General features: G+C 38.4%; 19 protein-coding genes. 6 read left to right on the plus strand and 13 right to left on the minus strand.

The window, feature by feature from the left end; genetic code table 11:
* Positions 1-114: 114 nt before the first annotated feature.
* The 3 genes from aspA to J2S07_RS17190 form a co-directional block, all read right to left on the minus strand.
* Entirely contained in the window at positions 115-1,575 is a 1,461-nt protein-coding gene (gene aspA / locus J2S07_RS17180; protein ID WP_307151636.1) for an aspartate ammonia-lyase, read from the minus strand.
* A 37-nt stretch (positions 1,576-1,612) separates the two neighbouring features.
* Positions 1,613-3,331, minus strand: a complete 1,719-nt coding sequence (locus J2S07_RS17185) for an ABC transporter ATP-binding protein (protein ID WP_307151637.1) — start codon at positions 3,329-3,331, stop codon at positions 1,613-1,615.
* 194 nt (positions 3,332-3,525) lie between these two features.
* Positions 3,526-5,706 (minus strand): beta-propeller domain-containing protein, encoded by a 2,181-nt coding sequence (locus J2S07_RS17190; RefSeq protein WP_307151638.1) that lies wholly within the window; start codon positions 5,704-5,706, stop codon positions 3,526-3,528.
* 160 nt (positions 5,707-5,866) lie between these two features.
* Between J2S07_RS17190 and J2S07_RS17195 the strand changes: the two genes are divergently transcribed.
* The 4 genes from J2S07_RS17195 to J2S07_RS17210 all read left to right on the plus strand — a co-directional run bounded on the left by J2S07_RS17195 (position 5,867) and on the right by J2S07_RS17210 (position 8,990).
* A complete protein-coding gene (locus J2S07_RS17195; protein ID WP_307151639.1) occupies positions 5,867-6,328 on the plus strand; it encodes a DinB family protein in 462 nt (153 codons plus the stop codon).
* A 98-nt stretch (positions 6,329-6,426) separates the two neighbouring features.
* Positions 6,427-7,107, plus strand: coding sequence for a response regulator transcription factor (locus J2S07_RS17200; protein WP_307151640.1), 681 nt, complete (start codon positions 6,427-6,429; stop codon positions 7,105-7,107).
* The gene (locus J2S07_RS17205; protein ID WP_307151641.1) at positions 7,104-8,483 is read left to right on the plus strand and encodes a sensor histidine kinase; all 1,380 of its coding nucleotides are present in this window, start codon (positions 7,104-7,106) and stop codon (positions 8,481-8,483) included. The genes J2S07_RS17200 and J2S07_RS17205 overlap by 4 nt, the downstream gene beginning before the upstream one ends.
* A 108-nt stretch (positions 8,484-8,591) precedes the next feature.
* On the plus strand, positions 8,592-8,990 hold the full coding sequence (locus tag J2S07_RS17210) for a hypothetical protein (RefSeq protein ID WP_307151642.1): 399 nt from the start codon (positions 8,592-8,594) through the stop codon (positions 8,988-8,990).
* On the opposite strand, the gene J2S07_RS17215 is transcribed toward J2S07_RS17210, so the two are convergent.
* Positions 8,985-10,139 (minus strand): acyl-CoA dehydrogenase family protein, encoded by a 1,155-nt coding sequence (locus tag J2S07_RS17215; protein ID WP_307151643.1) that lies wholly within the window; start codon positions 10,137-10,139, stop codon positions 8,985-8,987. The genes J2S07_RS17210 and J2S07_RS17215 overlap by 6 nt on opposite strands.
* A 205-nt stretch (positions 10,140-10,344) precedes the next feature.
* Here J2S07_RS17215 and J2S07_RS17220 point away from each other — a divergent pair, with 205 nt between their 5' ends.
* Positions 10,345-10,479 carry a YjcZ family sporulation protein gene (locus tag J2S07_RS17220; protein WP_370872875.1) on the plus strand — a complete coding sequence of 45 codons (135 nt, stop codon included), beginning with the start codon at positions 10,345-10,347 and terminating at the stop codon, positions 10,477-10,479.
* A gap of 189 nt (positions 10,480-10,668) precedes the next feature.
* Positions 10,669-11,415, plus strand: a complete 747-nt coding sequence (gene aroD, locus J2S07_RS17225) for a type I 3-dehydroquinate dehydratase (RefSeq protein ID WP_307151645.1) — start codon at positions 10,669-10,671, stop codon at positions 11,413-11,415.
* A gap of 40 nt (positions 11,416-11,455) precedes the next feature.
* Here the strand turns inward: aroD and J2S07_RS17230 are convergent, their stop codons facing one another.
* The 9 genes from J2S07_RS17230 to J2S07_RS17270 form a co-directional block, all read right to left on the minus strand.
* Positions 11,456-12,538 carry an AI-2E family transporter gene (locus J2S07_RS17230; protein WP_307151646.1) on the minus strand — a complete coding sequence of 361 codons (1,083 nt, stop codon included), beginning with the start codon at positions 12,536-12,538 and terminating at the stop codon, positions 11,456-11,458.
* Positions 12,539-12,866: 328 nt separating this feature from the next.
* Complete coding sequence (locus J2S07_RS17235; RefSeq protein WP_307151647.1) at positions 12,867-13,649, minus strand: HAD family hydrolase; 783 nt, start codon at positions 13,647-13,649, stop codon at positions 12,867-12,869.
* Between the two features lie 447 nt (positions 13,650-14,096).
* Complete coding sequence (locus J2S07_RS17240; RefSeq protein WP_307151648.1) at positions 14,097-14,999, minus strand: shikimate dehydrogenase; 903 nt, start codon at positions 14,997-14,999, stop codon at positions 14,097-14,099.
* A 105-nt stretch (positions 15,000-15,104) separates the two neighbouring features.
* A complete protein-coding gene (locus J2S07_RS17245; RefSeq protein WP_307151649.1) occupies positions 15,105-16,169 on the minus strand; it encodes a Gfo/Idh/MocA family protein in 1,065 nt (354 codons plus the stop codon).
* A gap of 15 nt (positions 16,170-16,184) precedes the next feature.
* Complete coding sequence (locus J2S07_RS17250) at positions 16,185-16,994, minus strand: sugar phosphate isomerase/epimerase family protein (protein WP_307151650.1); 810 nt, start codon at positions 16,992-16,994, stop codon at positions 16,185-16,187.
* A gap of 39 nt (positions 16,995-17,033) precedes the next feature.
* The gene (locus J2S07_RS17255) at positions 17,034-17,753 is read right to left on the minus strand and encodes a DUF554 domain-containing protein (protein ID WP_307151651.1); all 720 of its coding nucleotides are present in this window, start codon (positions 17,751-17,753) and stop codon (positions 17,034-17,036) included.
* Between the two features lie 255 nt (positions 17,754-18,008).
* Positions 18,009-19,526, minus strand: coding sequence for a tripartite tricarboxylate transporter permease (locus tag J2S07_RS17260; protein ID WP_307151652.1), 1,518 nt, complete (start codon positions 19,524-19,526; stop codon positions 18,009-18,011).
* 78 nt (positions 19,527-19,604) lie between these two features.
* Positions 19,605-20,099 (minus strand): tripartite tricarboxylate transporter TctB family protein, encoded by a 495-nt coding sequence (locus J2S07_RS17265; RefSeq protein ID WP_307151653.1) that lies wholly within the window; start codon positions 20,097-20,099, stop codon positions 19,605-19,607.
* A 65-nt stretch (positions 20,100-20,164) separates the two neighbouring features.
* On the minus strand, positions 20,165-21,223 hold the full coding sequence (locus J2S07_RS17270; RefSeq protein ID WP_307151654.1) for a Bug family tripartite tricarboxylate transporter substrate binding protein: 1,059 nt from the start codon (positions 21,221-21,223) through the stop codon (positions 20,165-20,167).
* Positions 21,224-21,238 lie beyond the last annotated feature (15 nt).

Consider the following 21,238-nt stretch of genomic DNA (forward strand, 5'->3'; position numbering starts at 1 on the left):
CCACTCTCTGACACTTCCGTCATGCGTACTAGTCCTTCAGGTTACGTTCAATATTTTAATCTATTATGCTAATGGCTCAAAGATTTGTCAAGACAATCCTTCGAGCCATCCTCTTTAGACTAATTTCAGTTCCTTCATTTCCGTTTGTTTTTTCTTAAGAAGCTCCTTCCCAGCAATTCCAGGTTTGGTCATTTCTAGCGGATGGAGAATCGTATCTAGTTCCTCCCTAGATAGAATGCCTTTCTCGAGTACAATGTCACGAACCGAGCGATTCGTTAAAATTGCTTCCCTCGCTACCTGTGCTGCTGTTTCATAGCCAACATGGGGATTAATCGCGGTAATAATTCCTACACTATTATTCACGTATTCTTCCATTCTCTCCTTGTTGGCCGTAATTCCACTCAAGCAATACTCGCGGAATACTGTAAAGACATTGGTCATAATCTTAATCGATTGGAGCAAATTATACACAATAACCGGCTCCATAACGTTTAATTCAAATTGACCAGCCTCACAGGCCATGCTAATGGTTAAGTCATTTCCAGCCACCTGAAAGGCACTTTGATTAAGAACCTCAGCCATGACAGGATTGACCTTCCCTGGCATAATCGATGAGCCAGGCTGACGTGCAGGAAGATTAATTTCACCGAAGCCGCATCTTGGACCAGAGGTCATCATTCTTAAATCATTGGCAACCTTGGACATATTAAGCATACAAATTTTCAGCGCAGAGGAAACCTCCAAATAGCAATCGGTATTTTGTGTTCCATCAACGAGATTTCTTGTTCCTTTAATAGGATAGCCGCTTAGCTCAGCTAAATATTCATCTGCTTTTTTAATATATTCTGGGTCGGCATTAATTCCTGTTCCTACCGCTGTGGCACCCATATTCACTTCATACAGACTATCCCTCGTCGTACTAATTCTCTTAATATCTCTCTTCAGCACTCTCGCATAGGCTTCAAATTCCTGACCAAGACGAATCGGAACGGCGTCCTGAAGATGGGTCCGCCCCATCTTAATCATTCCATCAAACTCCACTGCTTTGTTCAAAAACTCTTGATGAAGCTCATCCATCACTTGAAGTAATTGATTGAGAGTAGCTAAGGTTGCTAAATGGATCGCTGTAGGAAAAGCATCATTCGTTGATTGTGCCATATTCACATGACTATTCGGACTAATGATGGCGTAATTTCCTTTTTCCTCTCCCAATAATTCCAATGCTCGATTCGCAATAACCTCATTTGCGTTCATATTGATCGACGTACCCGCTCCACCTTGAATCGGATCCACGATGAATTGATCATGTAATTTCCCTGCCAAAATTTCGTCGGCAGCAGTAACGACGGCATCCTTAATTCTTTCATCCAGCTGCCCTACTTCATAGTTTGCAAGAGCAGCAGCCTTTTTGACTGTCGCCATTGCCAATATTAAAGATTGATCTATTTGATAACCGGTAATTGGGAAATTCTCAATCGCACGCATCGTTTGAATGCCATAATAAGCATCCGCTGGAATCTTTTTCTCTCCTAAAAAATCCTTTTCAATTCGATAGTTTTGCGTGTTATCCAACAATTTTGTCAGCTCCTAGTTATTTTTCATACATATATTTTTAGCTTTGCTGGTATTGAACCTGGTGCAGGTTTGCAAATATACCCCCACGGCGGATCAACTCATCGTGTCTACCCTCCTCTGCAATTCCATCCTCCGTCACAACGACAATGCGATCGGCGTTTCGAATTGTAGCGAGTCGATGAGCAATAATTAAGGTTGTTCGATTCCGAGCTAGCTCATTCAAAGCATTTTGAATAATAAGCTCGGTCTCCGTATCGAGTGCCGATGTCGCTTCATCAAGGATCAAGATCGGAGGATTCTTCAAGAACATGCGGGCAATCGCAATTCTTTGCTTCTGTCCACCAGAAAGCTTCAAGCCACGTTCGCCAATTTCTGTTTCGTAGCCATCCGGAAGAGAATGAATGAAATCCTCAAGATGGGCTCTTCTAGCCGCCTCTTTAATTTCTTCATCGGTAGCGTCTAGCTTTCCATAAGCGATATTTTCTCGTAATGTGCCGGTAAAAAGGAAAACATCCTGCTGCACGATTCCAATATTCGAACGAAGGGAGTGCTTTGTCATCTCGCGAATATCAAAGCCATCAATCTTAATGCTTCCCTGATCAACATCATAGAAGCGTGGAATCAAGGAACAGATCGTTGTTTTTCCAGCACCCGATGGACCGACGAAAGCAACCGTTTCGCCTGCATGAATATCGAGATTAATTCCTTCTAGCACTTTTTTGCTTTTATCATAAGCAAAATGGACATCCTTAAAGGCAATATCCCCACGCAGTGCTCCTACTTCAATGGCATCCTTTCGATCCTGAACCTCTGGAATAGAATCTAACAGCTCGGTAAAGCGCTTAAAGCCTGCCATTCCCTTTGGATACAGCTCCATGAGGGCACTAATTTTATCAATTGGTTTAAAAAGAACATTAACATAAAGGACAAACCCGACAAGCTCTCCGTATGAGAGGTCTCCTTTAAAGCTAAGCCAAGCCCCATACACAAGAACAATCAGCACAAATAACCGGGTCATCATGTACATGCCAGATGAAGTATAGGACATAATTTTATAGGCTGCTAGTTTGGCGATGCGGAATCTCTGATTATTCGAAGTAAATCTTGAGATTTCATATTTTTCATTCGTAAAGGACTGGACAACTCGTACACCAGATACGGAATCTTCCACCCTTGCGTTAATATCCGCAATCTCCCCATACATCCTTTTCCAAGCCTTATTCATATGAATATTGCAATAGGTAATCAACCAGACAAGAAAAGGCACAACGAGGAATGTAACTAGCGCAAGCTTGACGTTAATAGTGAGCATAATCCAGAAGGCTCCAACGAACGTCATCACGGCAATAAAGGCATCCTCTGGACCATGGTGAGCTAATTCTCCGATATCAAAAAGATCATTAGTGACACGGCTCATAATATGACCCGTCTTCGTATTATCAAAGAAACGGAAGGATTGCTTTTGGACATGCTGAAACAGCTGCTGCCTCATATCCGTTTCAATATTGATTCCGAGCATATGCCCCCAATAGTTGACAATATATTGTAAGAACATACTTATAAAATATAGAGCGAGAAGCCCAATGCTGACTGAAACGATCATCGACCAGTTCTCATCAGGCAGCAGATCATCGATGAACCATTGGACCGCAAGAGGAAAGGCAAGCTCAAGCAGAGCAACAATGATCGCGCTAAAAAAATCGATCGTAAATAACTTTTTATGTGGTTTGTAGTAGGACATAAATCTGCGAATCATCTTCTAAAAAATCCCTTCTGACAACAATTTATAGTTTTAGGAATAAAATGGTCCCCTTTCCAATTAGCAATTGTTATGAAACAGCCATTTTAAAACATTTCCATGCTACTAAACTATATCATATCTGTGATTAGGAAAATTGTAAATGCAAGCGTATGCAAAAAAAATAGCCAATCATGATGATTGGCCGTAAGTTACTTAATTAAGGAAAGTTCTCCAACTAATTCATAATTTTTCAGCGAGTGGGCTGAGATTTTTGAATTAGACAAAACGTATAAAGTATTGTCCACATAGAGCAGGCGCTGAATTTCGTTCTCCCATTCCTCGTATAATGTTTTCCCTTTCATGTGGGAAATCTTGGACTTAAGGGTGAAGCCATCCTTTAAATCTAAGTTATAAATATAGGCCCCTTGAAATTCAAATTTCGAGTCAAAGTTATCTCCTTCGACGCTTTGATAGACATTTATCGGAAAGGCAAAGAGCTTCTTTTTCTTATCAAATAACATTGCTTTGTGATCGTAATTCAGTGGTGAATAGGTGCCTCTTCCACCGATGATTTCCGTAAACATTTCCTTAGGATTTTTCATATCCGTGATATCGAATATGGAAAGCTTGACACCTTCTGTCAAGATTAATGGCTCCTTTGAATCTTTAGACGCTACTGACTTCGTATGATGACCGAAGCCGATTAGATGATTTTCATCATAGGGATGCAAATAGTTGCTGAACCCTGGAATCTTTAACTCGCCCAGTACCTTTGGCGCTTCTGGGTTCGCCGCATCAATCACAAACAACGGGTCCGTCTCTCTAAAGGTCACAATGTATATGCGATCGCCCATGAATCTGGCCGAGTAAATTCTTTCGCCACGTGCAAGGTCTTCAATTGAACTAACGAGCTTTAAATTCTTGTCATAAATAAATAGATGATTAGCAGATGGTTTTTCCTCATCCCACATATTTCCTTTTGTTACCGCTACCCGGAAATAACCGTTATGCTCATCCATCGAGAATTGATTCAGAATTCGCCCTTCTAGATCAGTTGAGCTGTCAAACTCGACTTTAAGACCGTCAATCGAGAATTTATAAACGGTTGTATTTTCAGTTCCTACTTCACCGTCGGCAAGCGCTCGAATCCCCCAGTCCTGCACAGCCAAATACAAATTCTCTTTTGACATATACATTTGATTACCGCTCCCAAGGTAGGTAGTTATTTTCGCATCCTGGGAAGATTTCTCAAGATCAAATGCGGCGATCATCGTATAATTTGCCTCTTTTGAATCGGGAAAATATTGAATATTATCATAGTCAATGGCGATTTTTTCCTCACTGACATTGCTATCCGAATATCTCGGTCTTAAATCGACATCATCAATCTCTCTCATTATCCAGTATTGTGGATATTGGTTGGTAACTAAATAAACCTTGCTATCGATTTTCCGAGATGAAACCATATGTCCTTCAAGGGAAATACTTCTTTCTTCTTTCGGGTTGTTTGGGTCTGTTATATCGTAAACAATTGCTTTTGTTGAATCATTCACAGGCAAAATTTTCATTTCATCCTTCTTGCTGCTATCTTTCTTTATCTCCTCATAGCTGTGTCCAAGAACGAGGAGTTTATTTTCATGCAGAAAAAGTTGAAATGGATAGAAGGTGTTGGAATAGGAAATCTGCTTTAAGAGCTTCATATTTTTCCCATTCTCGACATCAATGATATTTATCTTTCCGTCCACCACTTGATAAATATGGGTGCCATTTGTTTTGACGATATCTGACTCGTCGACACCCTGCACCTGAATATTTGTCTCTGAATATTCTTGGGACTCCGCCTTATTATTACTTGACCCGGCACTATCCTTCGATTCCTCCACAGAGGTCCCGCTTCTTGCTGTAAAAAAATTTCCACGTTTTTCTTCCTTCATAACCTCATCGAAATAGCTATTCAGATTTTCCTTGGAACCAACAACTGGCAATTTTTCTTTTACAACAAACTTGATTTCCTGAGCTGTACGAAGAGCTCTCCCGTGTACAGACTTAATCTCCTTACTAAGATGAAGCTTATAGTACCTTTTCGATAGATCATAGCCGTCTTTTGGTGGGGTGATCAAAATCGTTTTATGATCCGTACTTAATGACACGTTAACATCGATTTTTTTTCCTTGATCATCAAGAACGTATACGGTCTCTTCATTTACCGTCTTTTCATCAATCTCCTTTGAAAAGGTTAGCTTCCAAGTCTTATGATTCATTACAACGGACTGTCCATTCAATTGATTAAGACCAGTTTCTAGCTTTAATTCAGAAACAAATAAATAGGTTGCAACCGCCATCAATAATACAAAGACTCCAACGAGACTCAGCCACTTCATTTTCATCATGAACCACCTCTTTTCTTTACTTTTCCTTTCTTTCTTGATTTGACTGTTGATACGGAAGTAAAGTTACAGTTTGGTTACAAAATTGTATCAAGTCTTAAATTTGTGATAAAAGGTTGTTTGTTTTAAAATGAAAGGGACAAAGTAAAGGAGAAGTTGTGTTATGTCGAAAGCAGAGCAGTTTCTACCCAATTTCTTGTCACACCGTGAGGTTACAAAAGAACTTGCTAGTAAAATTGGAGAAGAGGATTACAACTTTAAGCCTACTGAAACATCCATGAGCGCCAAAACATTGGTGACCCATATGCTTCATTCTTTTTATAATTTTGCGACTATTGTGAAGACCGGGAACCCTTCCGCCATGGTAAGAAAATTGGAGGATACGGAAACAAACTTGTCGGAGCTAGCCGATAAGTATACAACCTTAACGATCGAAACGATCAAATCCATTACAGATGAAGAATTGGCACGTGAAATCGATATGACAAAGTTTCTCGGCATCAAATGTACAGGACGCCAATTACTAAGACTAGCGTTAGACCACGAGATCAATCACAAAGGAAACCTATTTGTTTATGTCAGAATGCTCGGGCACACCGATCTGCCGATGTTTGTCAAAAAGTAAAATACTTTCCCTTCATAGTAAAATCAATAACCGCCTTGAGAGCCAGGGCGGTTATTTTCACTAGGTTTATTGAGAAAATTTTCACACTGGAGCATGCGATGACAAAGATATTAGTTGTAGATGATGATTTACATATTTTAGAGCTGGTCGGTATCCACTTATCCAATGCAGGGTATCAGGTCTATAAGGCAAAGGATGGGGTCGATGCCTTAAACATTCTAAGCAGTGAATCCTGTGATTTAGCTGTTGTTGATGTGATGATGCCTTTTATGGATGGATATTCCTTAACGAAGGAAATTCGACAAAAATACGATATTCCGATCATCCTACTTACCGCTAAAAGCCAAATCGAAGACAAGGAGCAGGGATATCTATCGGGTACAGATGATTATCTCGTCAAGCCCTTTGAACCAAAGGAGTTGCTTTTTCGCATCAAAGCATTGTTAAGACGTTATGATTTAGAAACAGACGAATCCATTGTCCGATTCGGCAAAACAACCATTAACAAAAAAAGCTATGAGGTAGAAATTGGTAACCGGACCCTTCTCATCCCATTAAAAGAGTTCGAGCTGCTCTATTTTTTGGCGGCTCATCCATTTCAGGTTTTTTCAAGAGAGCAATTGATCGAGCGGATCTGGGGAATCGATTATGAAGGAGACGAACGAACGGTTGATGTCCATATCAAAAGACTGAGAGAGCGTTTTTCATCCATTACAGATGACTTTCAAATCAAAACGATACGTGGTGTAGGGTATTTGCTGGAGGCACGCCAAAAATGAAGTCACTCTATACAAAATTTGTAGTGATTACAATTGGAATTATGGTAATCAGCGGCATAATTGGTTTTATCATTTCCAACACTTATTATCAGCACAAGTTAAAGCCCTATAACGATGAAAAAAATACGAAAATTGCCTTGAATATCGCAGAATTTATAGAGGCACACCCTGAAATTAATCTTCATGAGTACTTCGAACATTTATCATCCATTGGATATCAATTCTACTTATTGGATGACTTTGAAAGAGAAGCTTTCTTTGGCCAACCATTTAGAGATGACACGCTCTCGTCCTCTGCCAAAAAACAAGTCTTGAACGGGGAGATTTATCACGGCATTCTTTATTTCCCACAAGAAACCTTTGTAACAGGCTTCTTCGCTAATGAATTACGAAATACTATTGGTGTCCCTTTTTCCCATCAAGGAAAAAACTATGCGCTATTTCTAAGGCCTGATATTAAGCTACTCTTTAATGAGATGCATCTCCTATTCGGCTGGTTGCTAATCTTAATGATTGCCCTAAGCATCATTCTGGTTGTGATTAGCACGAAATATTTAGTTAAACCAATTTCACAGCTAACAAAGGCAACAAAATCCCTATCTCAAGGAAAATTCAATGTGGACTTAGAGATCAATCGGCGTGACGAGGTAGGTGAGCTCTCGGAAAGCTTCCTAAAAATGGCAAGAAAGCTTGAACAAATGGATGAGATAAGAAAAGAGTTCATCTCAAACATTTCTCATGACATCCAATCCCCCCTGTCCAATATTAAGGGGTACACCAATCTGTTGGAAAATGAGAAACTTCCTCCTGAAGATAGAGACCATTACATATCGATCATCAATAATGAGATTAGAAGATTATCCTCATTAACAAAACAGCTGTTGCTTCTTGCCTCGTTAGATCGAAACGAAGATATTGTGAAAAAGAAGAGATTTAATGTGGGTCTACAGGTTAAAGAATTAATTCGTGTCTATCAATGGTTGATTAGTGAAAAAGGGATAACACTTGGTTACTCCTTGCCTGAAATCGAGTTGACTGGTGATCCAGAGCTCCTAAACACCGTGTGGGACAACCTGTTAACGAACGCGATTAAATACAATCAACCAAATGGTAGAATCGAAATTTCCATTGAAAAGAGCGGAAAATCAGTTATCCTAACCTTTGCAGATACAGGTATTGGTTTGGATGCAAAAGAGAGAGAAAGAGTGTTTGAACCCTTTTATCGCGCAGATACAGCCCGCACACGGACCATTGAAGGGACAGGGCTTGGTCTTTCTATCGCTGCGACCATCGTCCGACTACACGATGGCCTTATTATTGTTCATAGTAAGGAAGGCGAGGGGACTACCTTTACGGTCGAGCTGCCTATCTCCTAAAAAATGATAGCCATTATTTAAGAAAAAGCCGATTTGTAAACTTTTATTCATCCTCCGTTCATATTCCTCTTTTACATTATGTATATACATATAATTGGAGGGATTGAAGTGAATAAAAATAGTCTGCTTTTATTGAGATTTGCAAGCTTGTTTGGCGTGATTGGTGCGATTCTTGGAGCCCATATGGCAGGGTCTGGCTCCTATCTCTTCCGGCCGGTTCATGCCCATATTTTAGTTGTTGGGTGGTTAAGTCTTTTCGCATGGGCTGTCTATTATAAGCTTTTCCAGACTACACAGACAGTCATGACGAAAATTCATGTTTGGAGTGCGATCCTCGGCTCTTGCGGATTAACCATCGGAATGTGGTTGTATATGGTAAAGCCATTCGACCTTCCCGAAGCCTTCACGTTGTCTTTCTATATCGCTGGTGGAGTTGCACTACTAATTAGCTTTATTGTGTTCTTCTTGATGACCCTATTTTATAGGGAGGAAGCTGCTGACCTATAAACGGTCAGCAGCGATTGCTTTTTTTGCAAGTAATTGGATGGTCATGTCATCCATTGGTGGATTGTGAAGCCCTGCTCTCACATCACGATAATAGCGTTGGAGTGGATTCTTCTGCGAAAGGCTTCGTGCTCCCACAATCCTCATAGCCAAATCCACAACCTGAATAGCTTTATTTGTAACAGAATGTTTCACTGCCCCAAGCAAAGGACCGAGTAGTGCTCTTTCATCTTCTGGTGAAGAATCCCACTCTTTTGCAACAGAATAAAGGAAATGCTTTGCTTCCAATAGAAGTAGCTCCATTTCTCCAATCCTTTGTTGGACAGTTGGAATGTCTAGAATGGTGCCTTCAATACTATTTGGCGAATAGCTTTTCGCAAACTCTATTGCGTACTTCTGTGCAGCTGTAGCTATTCCTAGATAGCAGGCAGGAATATGAAGGAGCCAGCCGTTTGCACCCTTTTTTCCTGGAAGGAAGCGCTCAACATAATCCTTATCACTTACCAGCACATCCTTAAGCACGAGATCATGGCTCCCCGTCCCTCTCATCGCTATACTATCCCATGTTTCCTCGATCTCCACCCCAGCAAGCGACCGATGTACAAGGAAATTCCCTACCTCATCACGCTCTGGAACAGAAGCACTTACGATAAAATAATCCAGCATCGGCGACATCGTTGTAAACGTTTTTCTTCCGTTAAGAAGCCAGCCATCTTGAACTTTTGCGGCGGTCGTCGTCGGTTTGCCACCCCTAGTGGGACTTCCTGTCTGGGGTTCACTGGCTGCTCCATTTAATAGAGCACCCTTCTTGACATCCTCGATCACTTTTTCAAAAACTGTTTCATCCCATAGCTTCTTCTCATCAAGATTCTTAATGATCCCCATATGCCATCCAATCGACAAGGCGGTCGCACCATCTCCCATTGCGATTTGTTCCTGCAATCGAACGAGTTCATATAAAGATATTTCTGCCCCGCCATATCTTTTTGGTACTGTTAGCAGGGTATAACCGGTTTCGATTAACTCCTTAATGTTTTCATAAGGAAACGAACCTTCTTCATCCACCTGCGCTGCTCTCTTCAAAAATCCCTCTGATAATTTACTCATTAACTTTAGTTTTTCATCAATTGTTTTCGTGTCTTGGAATTTCAATGGACTAACCTCACTTATCAAAACCAACTAATTTTATAGGAATTCTTTCCTCTTTATTATGGATCAATTGAGTTACTTTCACAATCTTTTCGTCCAAAGATGATTTTCTATCATTAATTGGGCTATTTTCGTAATTTACTTGTCCAATCCCCTTCATCATCTTTTCATATGATGTAGGGACAACAATGATTGAGACATCATTATGTTGTTTAGATATTCAACTGGAGGTGATCGAATGAGCTACCAAGGTGGAGGATACGGCGGCGGAATGGGCTTTGCTTTAATCGTTGTTCTGTTCATTTTGTTGATTATCGTTGGAGCAAGTTACATGGGCTACTAATCTAATATTCGCCATCACCAGTTTGCTTGAGCGCCTTTTTTGGCGCTCTTTTGAATTGATTTAGCCATTTTGATTTAATGCGTTAAATTGGTAAAAACAATATAGATTTTGGCTAGTAACAATGATATGATTTTAGATAATTATTTTATGAGATTTTAACACTTTAATTTAGAGAGAAGAGGGCCAATGATGTTTCAAAGCAAATTAAGAAAAGAATATCCTTACTTGTGTACACCCATCGTTGGAACAACTAGTGAGGAATTACTGGATGAGTTAGAAATAGTCAAAGAAAAAGGACCGGACATGATTGAATGGAGAGTCGATTACTTTCAAGAAATACAGGATTTCGAAAGGGTTGCTGAGGTAGCAAATGCCATAAAGAAAGTAACCCCTGGGACCCCACTGCTTTTTACGATTCGTTCGGTCGCTGAAGGTGGAAATCCGACACCGCTGTCTCCAGCTGAAATCGTAGGGCTCCTTTCCTACATATGTAAACATAGCTGCATCGATATCATAGATTATGAGATAGCGAATCCTGAAGAAGATACCCTTCATTTAAGAAAGGTATCCCGAGAATGTGGAAAGTCATTGATTTTGTCCTATCATGACTTCACTAAAACCCCTTCCGAAGATCAGCTCCTTCAAATATTAAAAAAAGCGGAATCATTAGAAGCCGATATTGCGAAAATTGCTGTTATGCCAAATTCATATTCAGATGTCATTCGCCTGTTAGACATAACAGAACAAGCAAATAGATTAATAAAAATTCCCGTTGCCACCATGTCAATGAACGGACTTGGTACAGTAAGCAGAATGATCGGTTGGATTTTTGGCTCTGCAATTGTTTTTACAGTTGGTGCTAAAAGTTCAGCACCTGGACAAGTACCGATTGAGAAAGTGCGTGAGATCATCAAGACGATTAAAGAATATCAGTAACAAAAACCGATCAAGCATAGCAAGATCGGTTTTTCTTTTGCTATTTACTTTTATACAACTTAACCAAGTTCACCACCAGCACCTTCACAATCGAATAGGCCGGGATAACAAAGATAACACCAATAAGTCCTGCGAGATTTCCCGCTGTTAAAATTAAAACGATAATGGTTAATGGGTGGATATTCAATGATTTTCCCATAATGTTTGGGGAAATGATATTTCCTTCGATTTGCTGCGCAACTAACATGATGATCCCCACATAGAGAACCATAACGGGATCTTGGAATAGCGCAACAAGAATGGCGGGAATGACGGCGATATAAGGCCCTAGGAACGGAATGACATTCGTAAACATTCCAAACACTGCCAACACTAACGAATAATTTAGTCCAATGATGAGGTAGCCGATATATAGCAATATTCCCACGATAAGACTGACAATCATTTGTCCTTGAATGTAAGTGGCAATCGTTTTGTCTATATCCTTTAATATATGAAGAACATTCTCCCGTCTAGCTGTCGGAAAGAACTTCGTAACACTTGGTGCAAATCGCCCGCTATCCTTCAACATGTAAAAGAGAATGAACGGAACAAGAACGAGACCAAACAAAGTATTTATAAAACCGCCGATCACACCAAATACACTTAGAATGCCACTTGCGATATTACCGACATTATTTTGAATGCGCGCCTCGATATCTTCACTTGCTGTTAAGATAGCATCCTGAACGAAATCTGGGAAGGCACTCCGATTTTCTTGTATGTATTTCACCCAATCGATAACCGTTGAAACCATCGCCGGGAGATTGTCAATAAAGGTTTCGAGCTGATCATTGATCGCAGGGGCAACAAGCTTGACAATTCCATATCCGAATAAAATAATCGCAGCATAGGCAGCAAGAATCGCAATCCATCTAGGGGTTTTTCTCTTTTCTAAAAATGTCACCAGAGGGCGACATAAGTAATACAAAATACCCGCTACCACAAATGGTAGAAAGATGGTTTGAATTAAAACGACCACGGGTACTAATAGAAATTGATTTTTATTCAGCAAAAAAACAATGAGCAAAAATAATATGATGGCCACCATGACCTTGAACCATCTTTTTTCCGTAAAAGTCATCAACATCCACATCCTAAACCTGTCCAAATTTTTCCTCTCTTGAATATAGCAAGCTTTTCAGGAAAAATCCATTAAATTTAAAAGGATGTTCACACGTTCTTCAATTATAAAGATAAATGATTCCAGAAAAATAAAGTCTTGCCCAGATTCAATGAACCATGACACAATAATCCAAAAAGGGAGCATGTTATAGACAAACAAGCTCCCCTTTAATCTTAATTTAGCAACTTTTCTTCTTATGCATCACTCCCATCCAAATTTTTCATTGTCATAAGAATAAAAGTTTATGTTTGGAAAAGATACGCTTCCCTTTGTATTCACTTTTAATCTAGGTGATATTTTTGCAAAACTTATTTAGGAAAAATACAATTCCATCATCTTCATTTGATAAAGTAATACAATTTGCATTTTTCTTAACAATAGGTAGTGCATTTGCCATTGCAACTCCAACACCTGCATTTTTCAGTAACTCTATATCATTCATGCCATCTCCAAATGCCACAACTTCACTTTTTGCTATATTAAAATATTTGAGTTGTTTCTGTATACTCTTCCATTTCGATACACATCTAGCCGTTACTTCGAACCAACTTCCCCAGTTTGACACTTTTAGAACTGGACCTAGTTGATGATATATACACTGGGCTGTCTCACAGTCTTTGAAATGTATTTTTATTTTCAAAACCGGCTCATCTTCAATTGGAAATACCTTCGGCTCTTCAACCGGCCAGTTTCTTTCAATTTCTTTTCCTATTAAATTGATTATTTGATAATTTGCTCGATAGGTTTGACAAACCATTGCGATAGCGCTATTAATTACCACACTCTTTACAGTCGACACTAGACTTGATGAAATAGGTGAATAGTCCAGAACCCTATTTGTGAGTCTATCGTACACAAGTGCCCCGTTCAAACAAGTAAGAGGTGTATCAAGCTCCAGTTCTTGGTGAATTGAAACAGTTGTACTGACAGGTCTTCCGGTAGCCAAGAAAACTTTTACTCCATCTTCCATCATATTGAAAAGACATTCTTTTATATATTTTGATATAGTACCATCCCTGTTTAATAATGTACCATCTAGATCAAGTACAATCGCCTTAACTTTCAACATGTTTTGTTCTTCCTGTCCTCTCATATATTGTTAGAATCCTGCCTTAATAATGTTTTGTAGAATGACTAGCCTTGATGCCATTTATCCAACATTTTCATAGAATTATTATTTTATTAAATCTTCCATTAAGTTATTCCTATAAATAGGCAGATAGAGATAGATAGAGTCTAGCCGATTCTTTCCCGTATCCTGCAAATCACTTTACTTCACCAATCGTTAATAAAAGTTACCTATACCTTTCCTGTCTTTAATATTTAGATGGTAAGGTTAGGAATTCGATACTACCAAAGCGTTCAATCCCTTTGCATGCAGAGATTTGCTATTAGTCAAAACCAAGTTACTATGTAAATAAATGTGTCAAGTTTCTTTTTTGTTTGTCTAAAACCACTAGCGAGGTGAAACCCTTTTTGATAACAGGATTTAATTAAGTATGTTCCAAACAGCCTGCTAAGCTTTATTATCAGATAAGCTCATTTCAAACAAATCTTTACGGATTAATTCTATGGGCATAGCTTTTTCAGTCCAAATTTCAAATGCCAACGCACCTTGCCAAAGCATCATCCCAAGACCATTAACTATTTTACAACCATTTTGTTCTGCTAACTGAAGTAATTTGGTTTTTACAGGTTGATATACTGTATCGGTTACTATTAAATTTGGACGTAACCAAGTGCCATCAGGAATTGGACATTCATCTACATGTGGTACCATACCTATCTTAGTAGAATTAGTTAAAATATCACTATTCTCAATTTCTTTTCTTAACATATCATAATCTTGAATATCATATAAACTACACTTACAATCAACTTCCATTTTATTAATAACTTCAACTGTATGCTCAGCTTTAGACCAAAAATCATCTTTACGGTTAAATATGGAAATTCCTTTAAGGCCATTCATTGCTGCTTGAATCGCTATAGCGGTAGCTGCTCCCCCTGCACCTAATAAAGTCATTGTTCTTCCTTTCAGTTGTATTCCTACTTCATTTAGACTTTTTACAAATCCCATTCCATCCGTATTATGTCCAATTAATCTACCTTGAGTATTAACTACAGTGTTTACTGAACCTATCAAAGAGGCAGATGTGGATAGTTCATCCAAAAGCGTAAGAATATTTGTCTTATATGGCATTGTTACATTAAATCCAATAAGTCCTAAACCTCTTAATCCACGTATTACATCCTTCAACTGATCATTTTCTACGTTGAATGCTAGATATGCATAATCCAGTCCTAAGTTTTCAAATGCTAAATTATACATTCTCGGAGAATAACTATGAGATACTGGCGAACCCAATAGTGCAATTAATTTTGTTTTACCGGATATTCTTTCAAATAGACTATTCATATGTAATCCTCCACCATGTCAAAATATTGAAGTAAACAATTATTATTTCTTTTTAAGTAGGATCGGACACGGTTCTTAGGTTTTTGACCTTGATAACTTATATCTTTATATCGTACTAGTTGGAGTTTTTTTTGCGTTAACTTCAATTTTCTGCCTACTATCCGCCGATAATTGAATCGCATTAATCACTTTTAAAGTTTCTAAGGCATCTTCACCCGTTACAAATGGTTCAGCATCTCCTCTTATTATTGAAGCAAAATGAAGAAGCTCGGCAGTCATAGGATCATTATCTTCAACCTCTAATTTTTCTACTTTTAACGGGTGATCCCATCCAAAGTGTTCTTCATCATATGTATACAAAGTAAGACTTGGAAATGAGATACTTCCCTTTGTACCAAATATTTGATAGCAATCAGCATCAGAATGTGAATACTTAGGATTCTCATTTGTCGTTAATTCGTATGACCAAGGTGAAGGAACCCCATCAGAAAGAAAATAATTCGCAATTGGACCTTCTCTTGTTTCCAATAAGACAGAAGCAGAGTCCTCAACTGGATTTTGTCTTATATTATTTCTTTTCACCGCATAAACACTTTGAATTGTTAGGCCTGTGACAAACCTTAAAACATCAATATCATGGATACCGTTAATTAATAATGGCCCACCACTTTGCGTTAATCTCCATTTTTCCGAGAAGTAAGGACGATCCTTTGCTAGTACGAACATCATATTTACCCCAACAGTTTGCCCTATCTTATTTGATGATACGATCTCTCTTAATTTTGTAAGTTTACTAGAAAAACGCCTATGATGTCCTACTAACAGACTTACGTTGTTTTCCTTGCAAATCTTTATGATTGCTTCTCCATCTTCAACTGTATGGGCAATCGGCTTTTCAACTAAAACATGAAGTTTTTTTCTAGCAGCTAATTCTACAGCTTCCCGATGTAAAGCATTTGGCAATGTTATTATGATCCCATCCAGTTTACAATTTTCAATAAGAGCCTTGTAATCTGTGTAGAGAGGTACATTTAATTCTTTTGCTCTTATTTGTGCTAATTCATCATTTCCTGCAACTGCCACAAGCTCGATATCTGGGATATTAATCGCATCTTTAGCAAATTTATATCCTTGATTCATACCTAGTACTGCTATTCTTATATTCTTCATATCCACACCTCTCTATTAATTTTTTTCGAGATAGTCTTTTGCGGTTCTTAAACACTCTTTTACATAATCCAATTTACTCATTTCTCGTGAACGTTTAGCATGCGGTATTTCCAAAGAGTATGGGATTTCTGGCAATTTATTTAGAATATCGGAAATAGGAATTCCACCTTCTCCTAAATAAAACCGTTCTTCACGTGCGGTATGAATAAGTTCTTCCTTAGTAGTAGGAATTTCACCTGGTGCATCACATACGTGTGCATAATGGAACCATTTTGATGGCAGTGCATCTAATTCTTCAAGTTGGACCTTAGAGCGGTGAAAATGCAATGTATCAACTAGAATTCCTGCATTATCTTGTTTTACCGTATTAACAATATCTGCTGCTTCCTTGAGGGTTTTTACGTTGTACCAAGGAAGAAATTCTAAATCAATGGTTAATCCGTATGGCTTTGCCAATTCGCAAATTTCCGAAAAACAATCAAGGGTAAAACTACGATCGTTCGTTAGTACTGTTGTTAGAACGTGACGTCCTCCTAGTTCTGCCGCAACTTCAAAAGCAGGCTCATATATTTTCGGATTTACCTGATCATAGATACGAACCATTTCAATATCTAAAAGTTTCACACCTGTTTTCAGAAGCGCCGCTTTTGTTTCCCTTAACAATCCTTTATTTTCAGCTAAAGGATACTGGGGCTCGTCTACGGTACCAAGGGCAATTGGTCGAAAGCTCACAAAATCATAGCCTGCCTCAGCAGCAATATAAGTCATTTCAGCGGGTGAACATTCAAGTAAAGTAAGGTGAGCAAGAGAAAATTGAGTTGCCATTAATAGAAACCTCCTTCTTGTCTTCCATTCTAAGGTTCATTATCCTAAAAAAATATTCCAGATTGCTGATATTGGCATAACGATTAAGAGTGCCGGTAACATATTAGCTATTGGAAACGATTTGATTCCACTAATTCGAAGACCAGTAGCAATCATAATAATCCCACCCACTGCGGAAAAGTCTCCTATCATAAAAGATGCAGTAAAGGGCATGATGGATCCTGCACAAAAGTATAAAGTAATCATAATAAGGAATTGAGGTATGGCAACAATCATGACTATATATCCTAAGGAGGTTGCAAAAATTGTTGCCGTAAACAAATCAAGAAATGATTTTGATATCAACAAGGATGTATCCCCAGTCATCCCCTCATTTAATGAACCAAATATACCGGTGCCACTTGCAGAAAATAAAACGACGATTCCGACGAATTTTTCCATATAATCAGGGCTCAAATGAGTAGTATCTCTTTTGGAAAAAAGTCTTTCTATTGGCTTTTGAACCTTATTGGCACACCATTCAATTCCTTTTTCTAAGTTTATTAATTCACCTAATGCACTTCCAACTATTAGGGATAAGATGACAGGTGGCAAGGAATCTATTCTTGTAATGGAGCTGATCCCCATTCCTATTGAGGCTACCCCAAATGTTAAGGGCATGGCACTACATAATTTTTTAGGAATCCTATTTTGAAGGAGAGCACCTAAGTAACCTCCTGAAATAATTGCTAGTGAATTTATTATAGGTCCAATTGGCATAAATAAGCTCCTCTATTCAAAACCAAAAATAAATCATATATTAGAATCGTTGGTTCAACGATAATTTAACAACGATGACAAGACAGAACCAAATCTCCCAAACATAATAGCAAAACCGAAGTAGAATGGATTGTTCCTTAATATCTTTGCTGTGATCATGGCAGAAATATTGATAGGGCTGAACCAAACAGCTGTGAGCCCCGTTGTTATCTTTAAATTACTTAAAAGCTGAGCAAGCTCACTCAACTTAAAAGATTAGGCCGCTTTTCCCTTTGTAATTGTTGACCTAAGTTTGAACATCATATTTTTATAGAATGGTGTAGAGGCAAAAATAGAAAACACCACAGCAAGTGTTAATACAAAGCTGATTGGATGCGTTACTAAACTTGCAAGAAATCCGACTAAACCTTCTTCAGAAATAATCGAACGACGGAAATGTGTATCGAGCATTGGTCCAAGAATTATCCCAAGTACCATCGGACCAGATTGGAAATTATAGAGTTTCATAAAATAACCAAGAACCCCAAATCCAATCATCCAATAGACTTCGGTAATACTATAATTTACAGCATAAGCACCTAAAATGGTTAAAAATCCAATGATCGGTAGTAAGATATGTCTAGGAACAAGAGTGATTTTCGTAAATTGTCTTACGGCGGAGAGTCCCCAAATAAAAACAAAAATCATGGAAAGGAAGCCAGCTCCTACTATTACATAGAATAAATCAGGGGTCGTAACCATAAGCATTGGACCTGGTTGTAATCCATGAATCATAAACGCTCCAAGCATAACAGCGGTAACAGCGTCACCAGGAATACCTAGTGTCATCATTGGGATCATCGTTCCACCAGTTGCAGACATATTTGCCGTATCTGGAGCTAATACTCCTTCATATGCTCCTTTTCCAAATGGTCTTGTTGGTTTCTTAACTGATTTTTTAGCATGATCGTAAGCCATAATAGCTGCGATCTCAGGACCTGCCCCTGGAAGTGCACCGATAAGTACACCGATAATAGCCGACCTCAATGTTAATGGTAAGAACTTCAAAATATAGTTAAGAGGAGGTAGTAACTTTCCTACATTATTTGAAACTGCTTTTTTAGCTACTTCACGAAACTGAAACAAAACCTCTGAGAAACCAAATAATCCAAGTAACGCAGCTAGATAATAAATACCACCTTTAAGTTCAAAAAGGCCAAGAGTAAATCTCTCCTCTCCTGTCATGAGATCAATACCAACTAATCCCACAATAACTCCTATCCCAGCCGAGAAAACAGACCTAGCCATTGAACCTTGCCCTAAGCTTCCAACTAACAGCAAACCTAACACCATCAGTAAAAAGTAATCTCTTGAAGCAAAACTTAAAGCAAAATCAGCTAGTAATGGTGATGCAAGTGCAAAAACAATAATACCTAATGTACCACCAATACAAGAGTATATTGTTGCAATTCCGATTGCTCTTCCTGCTTCTCCTTGTTGAGCAAGCGGGTATCCATCAAAGGTCGTAGCAAGTGAAGCCACCGAACCAGGAATGTTCATAAGAATGGCCGTTCTAGACCCCCCATAAATCCCACTAACATAGGCACTTACCATAAATACAATGGCTGCCGTTGTATCCCATGAATAAGTCAATGAAACAAGTAAAGTTACCCCCATTGTTACTGAAAGACCTGGAAGTGCACCTACGATGAATCCAAAAAGTGTACCAACGGCAACGATTAATAATAAATCCCATTGTATAAAGGGTTGCAATATATATTGTAAGTTTTCCATACTTTCCCCCCTGTTTAATTAATCAACCTTTAAGTAGATAAATAAGGTGTTCGCTCTGAATAGCGACCGTCTTCTTTCTTATACTGGAAAAACAATTTTAAAAACGTAAACAAATGAATAATAGATAATTGCACTTGTTACGATAGATGTAATGAAAACCTTTAAGATGCCTTCTCTCTTTATTAAAATCATAGCAATAATTAGGAAAACTATTGACAATATCAAAAAGTTTACGTAATTCATCAAGAATGCAAAGACAAGTGACAGAACCACAAAAAGAGCCATTTGCATATATACAACTTTTTTTGATATTCCCCCAAAAGTCCCATCATTCACCTCGGGTATTTCATTATCTGGGTCAGCTAAATGTTGCCTAGAAGCCTGTGATTTGATCATTTCTTCCTTCCAAATAATAATGGTACAAAGAATCAACACTAGTGAGATAATAGCAGGAAGAAAAGCACCAGAAGATGGATCAAACACACTTTGCTCCTTTATATTAAGAGACTGTATAAGAATAAATAGACTAATGACAAGTAAGAGGATTGGTAAACCATGTTTTGATAATTTCATATATAATGTCCTTTCTTTCTTTAGTAGAGAATAAAGGGGAGGAAATCCCCTTTATTCTTATGATTCTATTTTTCTGGTTTAGGGATATCTAAGACTTCAGGACTTTTCTTTGTTATCCCAGCATCATGTAATAACCAGAGTGTCTTAGAAGCCCAGTCTGTAATAAATTCTTCTGCCTCCTGACCAGAGATACTTAAAGGCACATATTGACTATTTGCTAAGAAATCTTTAAATTCTTGAACTTCTGATGCTTCTTTAAATTTTTCAATTAAGTATTGTTTGATTTCATCTGGTGTGTCTTTCTTAACAAATACACCAGAGAATGGACCCCATGGTAAATATTTTTCCATTTCAGGGATAGCCTCTGTCACAGGAGGAACATCTGGTAAATTATCAATGGGCTCGTCATGAACTATTGCTAAAAATTTAAGCTTTCCACCTTCAACATTTTCAATTCCCATTGCAACACTCGAGATAAATGCATCCACATGTCCTCCAAGGACAGCTGTTAAGGCAGGACCATCTCCATCAAATGGAATCATATTAAATTCAGCACCTGTTGTTTCTCTTAACATAGTGGCAACGATTTGTGATTGACTTCCACTTGAACCTAGGGTTAAACTAATTTTCCCTGGATTTTCCTTGGCATCATTAATTAAGTCCTCTAGGGTGTTGTACTTTGAGTCTGCTTTTACAGCAATAGCACTGTAAGTACGTCCAAAAATATTGATAGCTTCAAAATCTTTGTAACTTCTTTCATTAATATCAAATACAGGGAGTATTGTTAGGTTTGTTTCAGCAGCGAACAATAATGTATGCCCATCCGCCTTTGAGTCATAAACATCCTGTGTCCCTATTCCACCAGATGCACCTGGTTTATTGACCATAATAATAGATTTTCCAATTTTTTGCTCTGCTGCAGCTGCTGCTGCACGTGCCATGGAATCAGTAGGTCCTCCAGCTCCAAAAGGTATAACCCCTGTAATGTTTTTAGTAGGGAAATTAATACTCTTTTCTTTGCCTTCACCATTACTTTTAATTGAACCGCATGCGGTTGCAATCATGAGCATAAATAAGGCTACTAAAGTGAAAATTACTCGAAAAACACTTCTATTTTTTAACATTCCTCTTCCCCCTTA

It is taken from the genome of Anoxybacillus andreesenii (assembly GCF_030813005.1).
Classification (GTDB): domain Bacteria; phylum Bacillota; class Bacilli; order Bacillales; family Cytobacillaceae; genus Robertmurraya; species Robertmurraya andreesenii.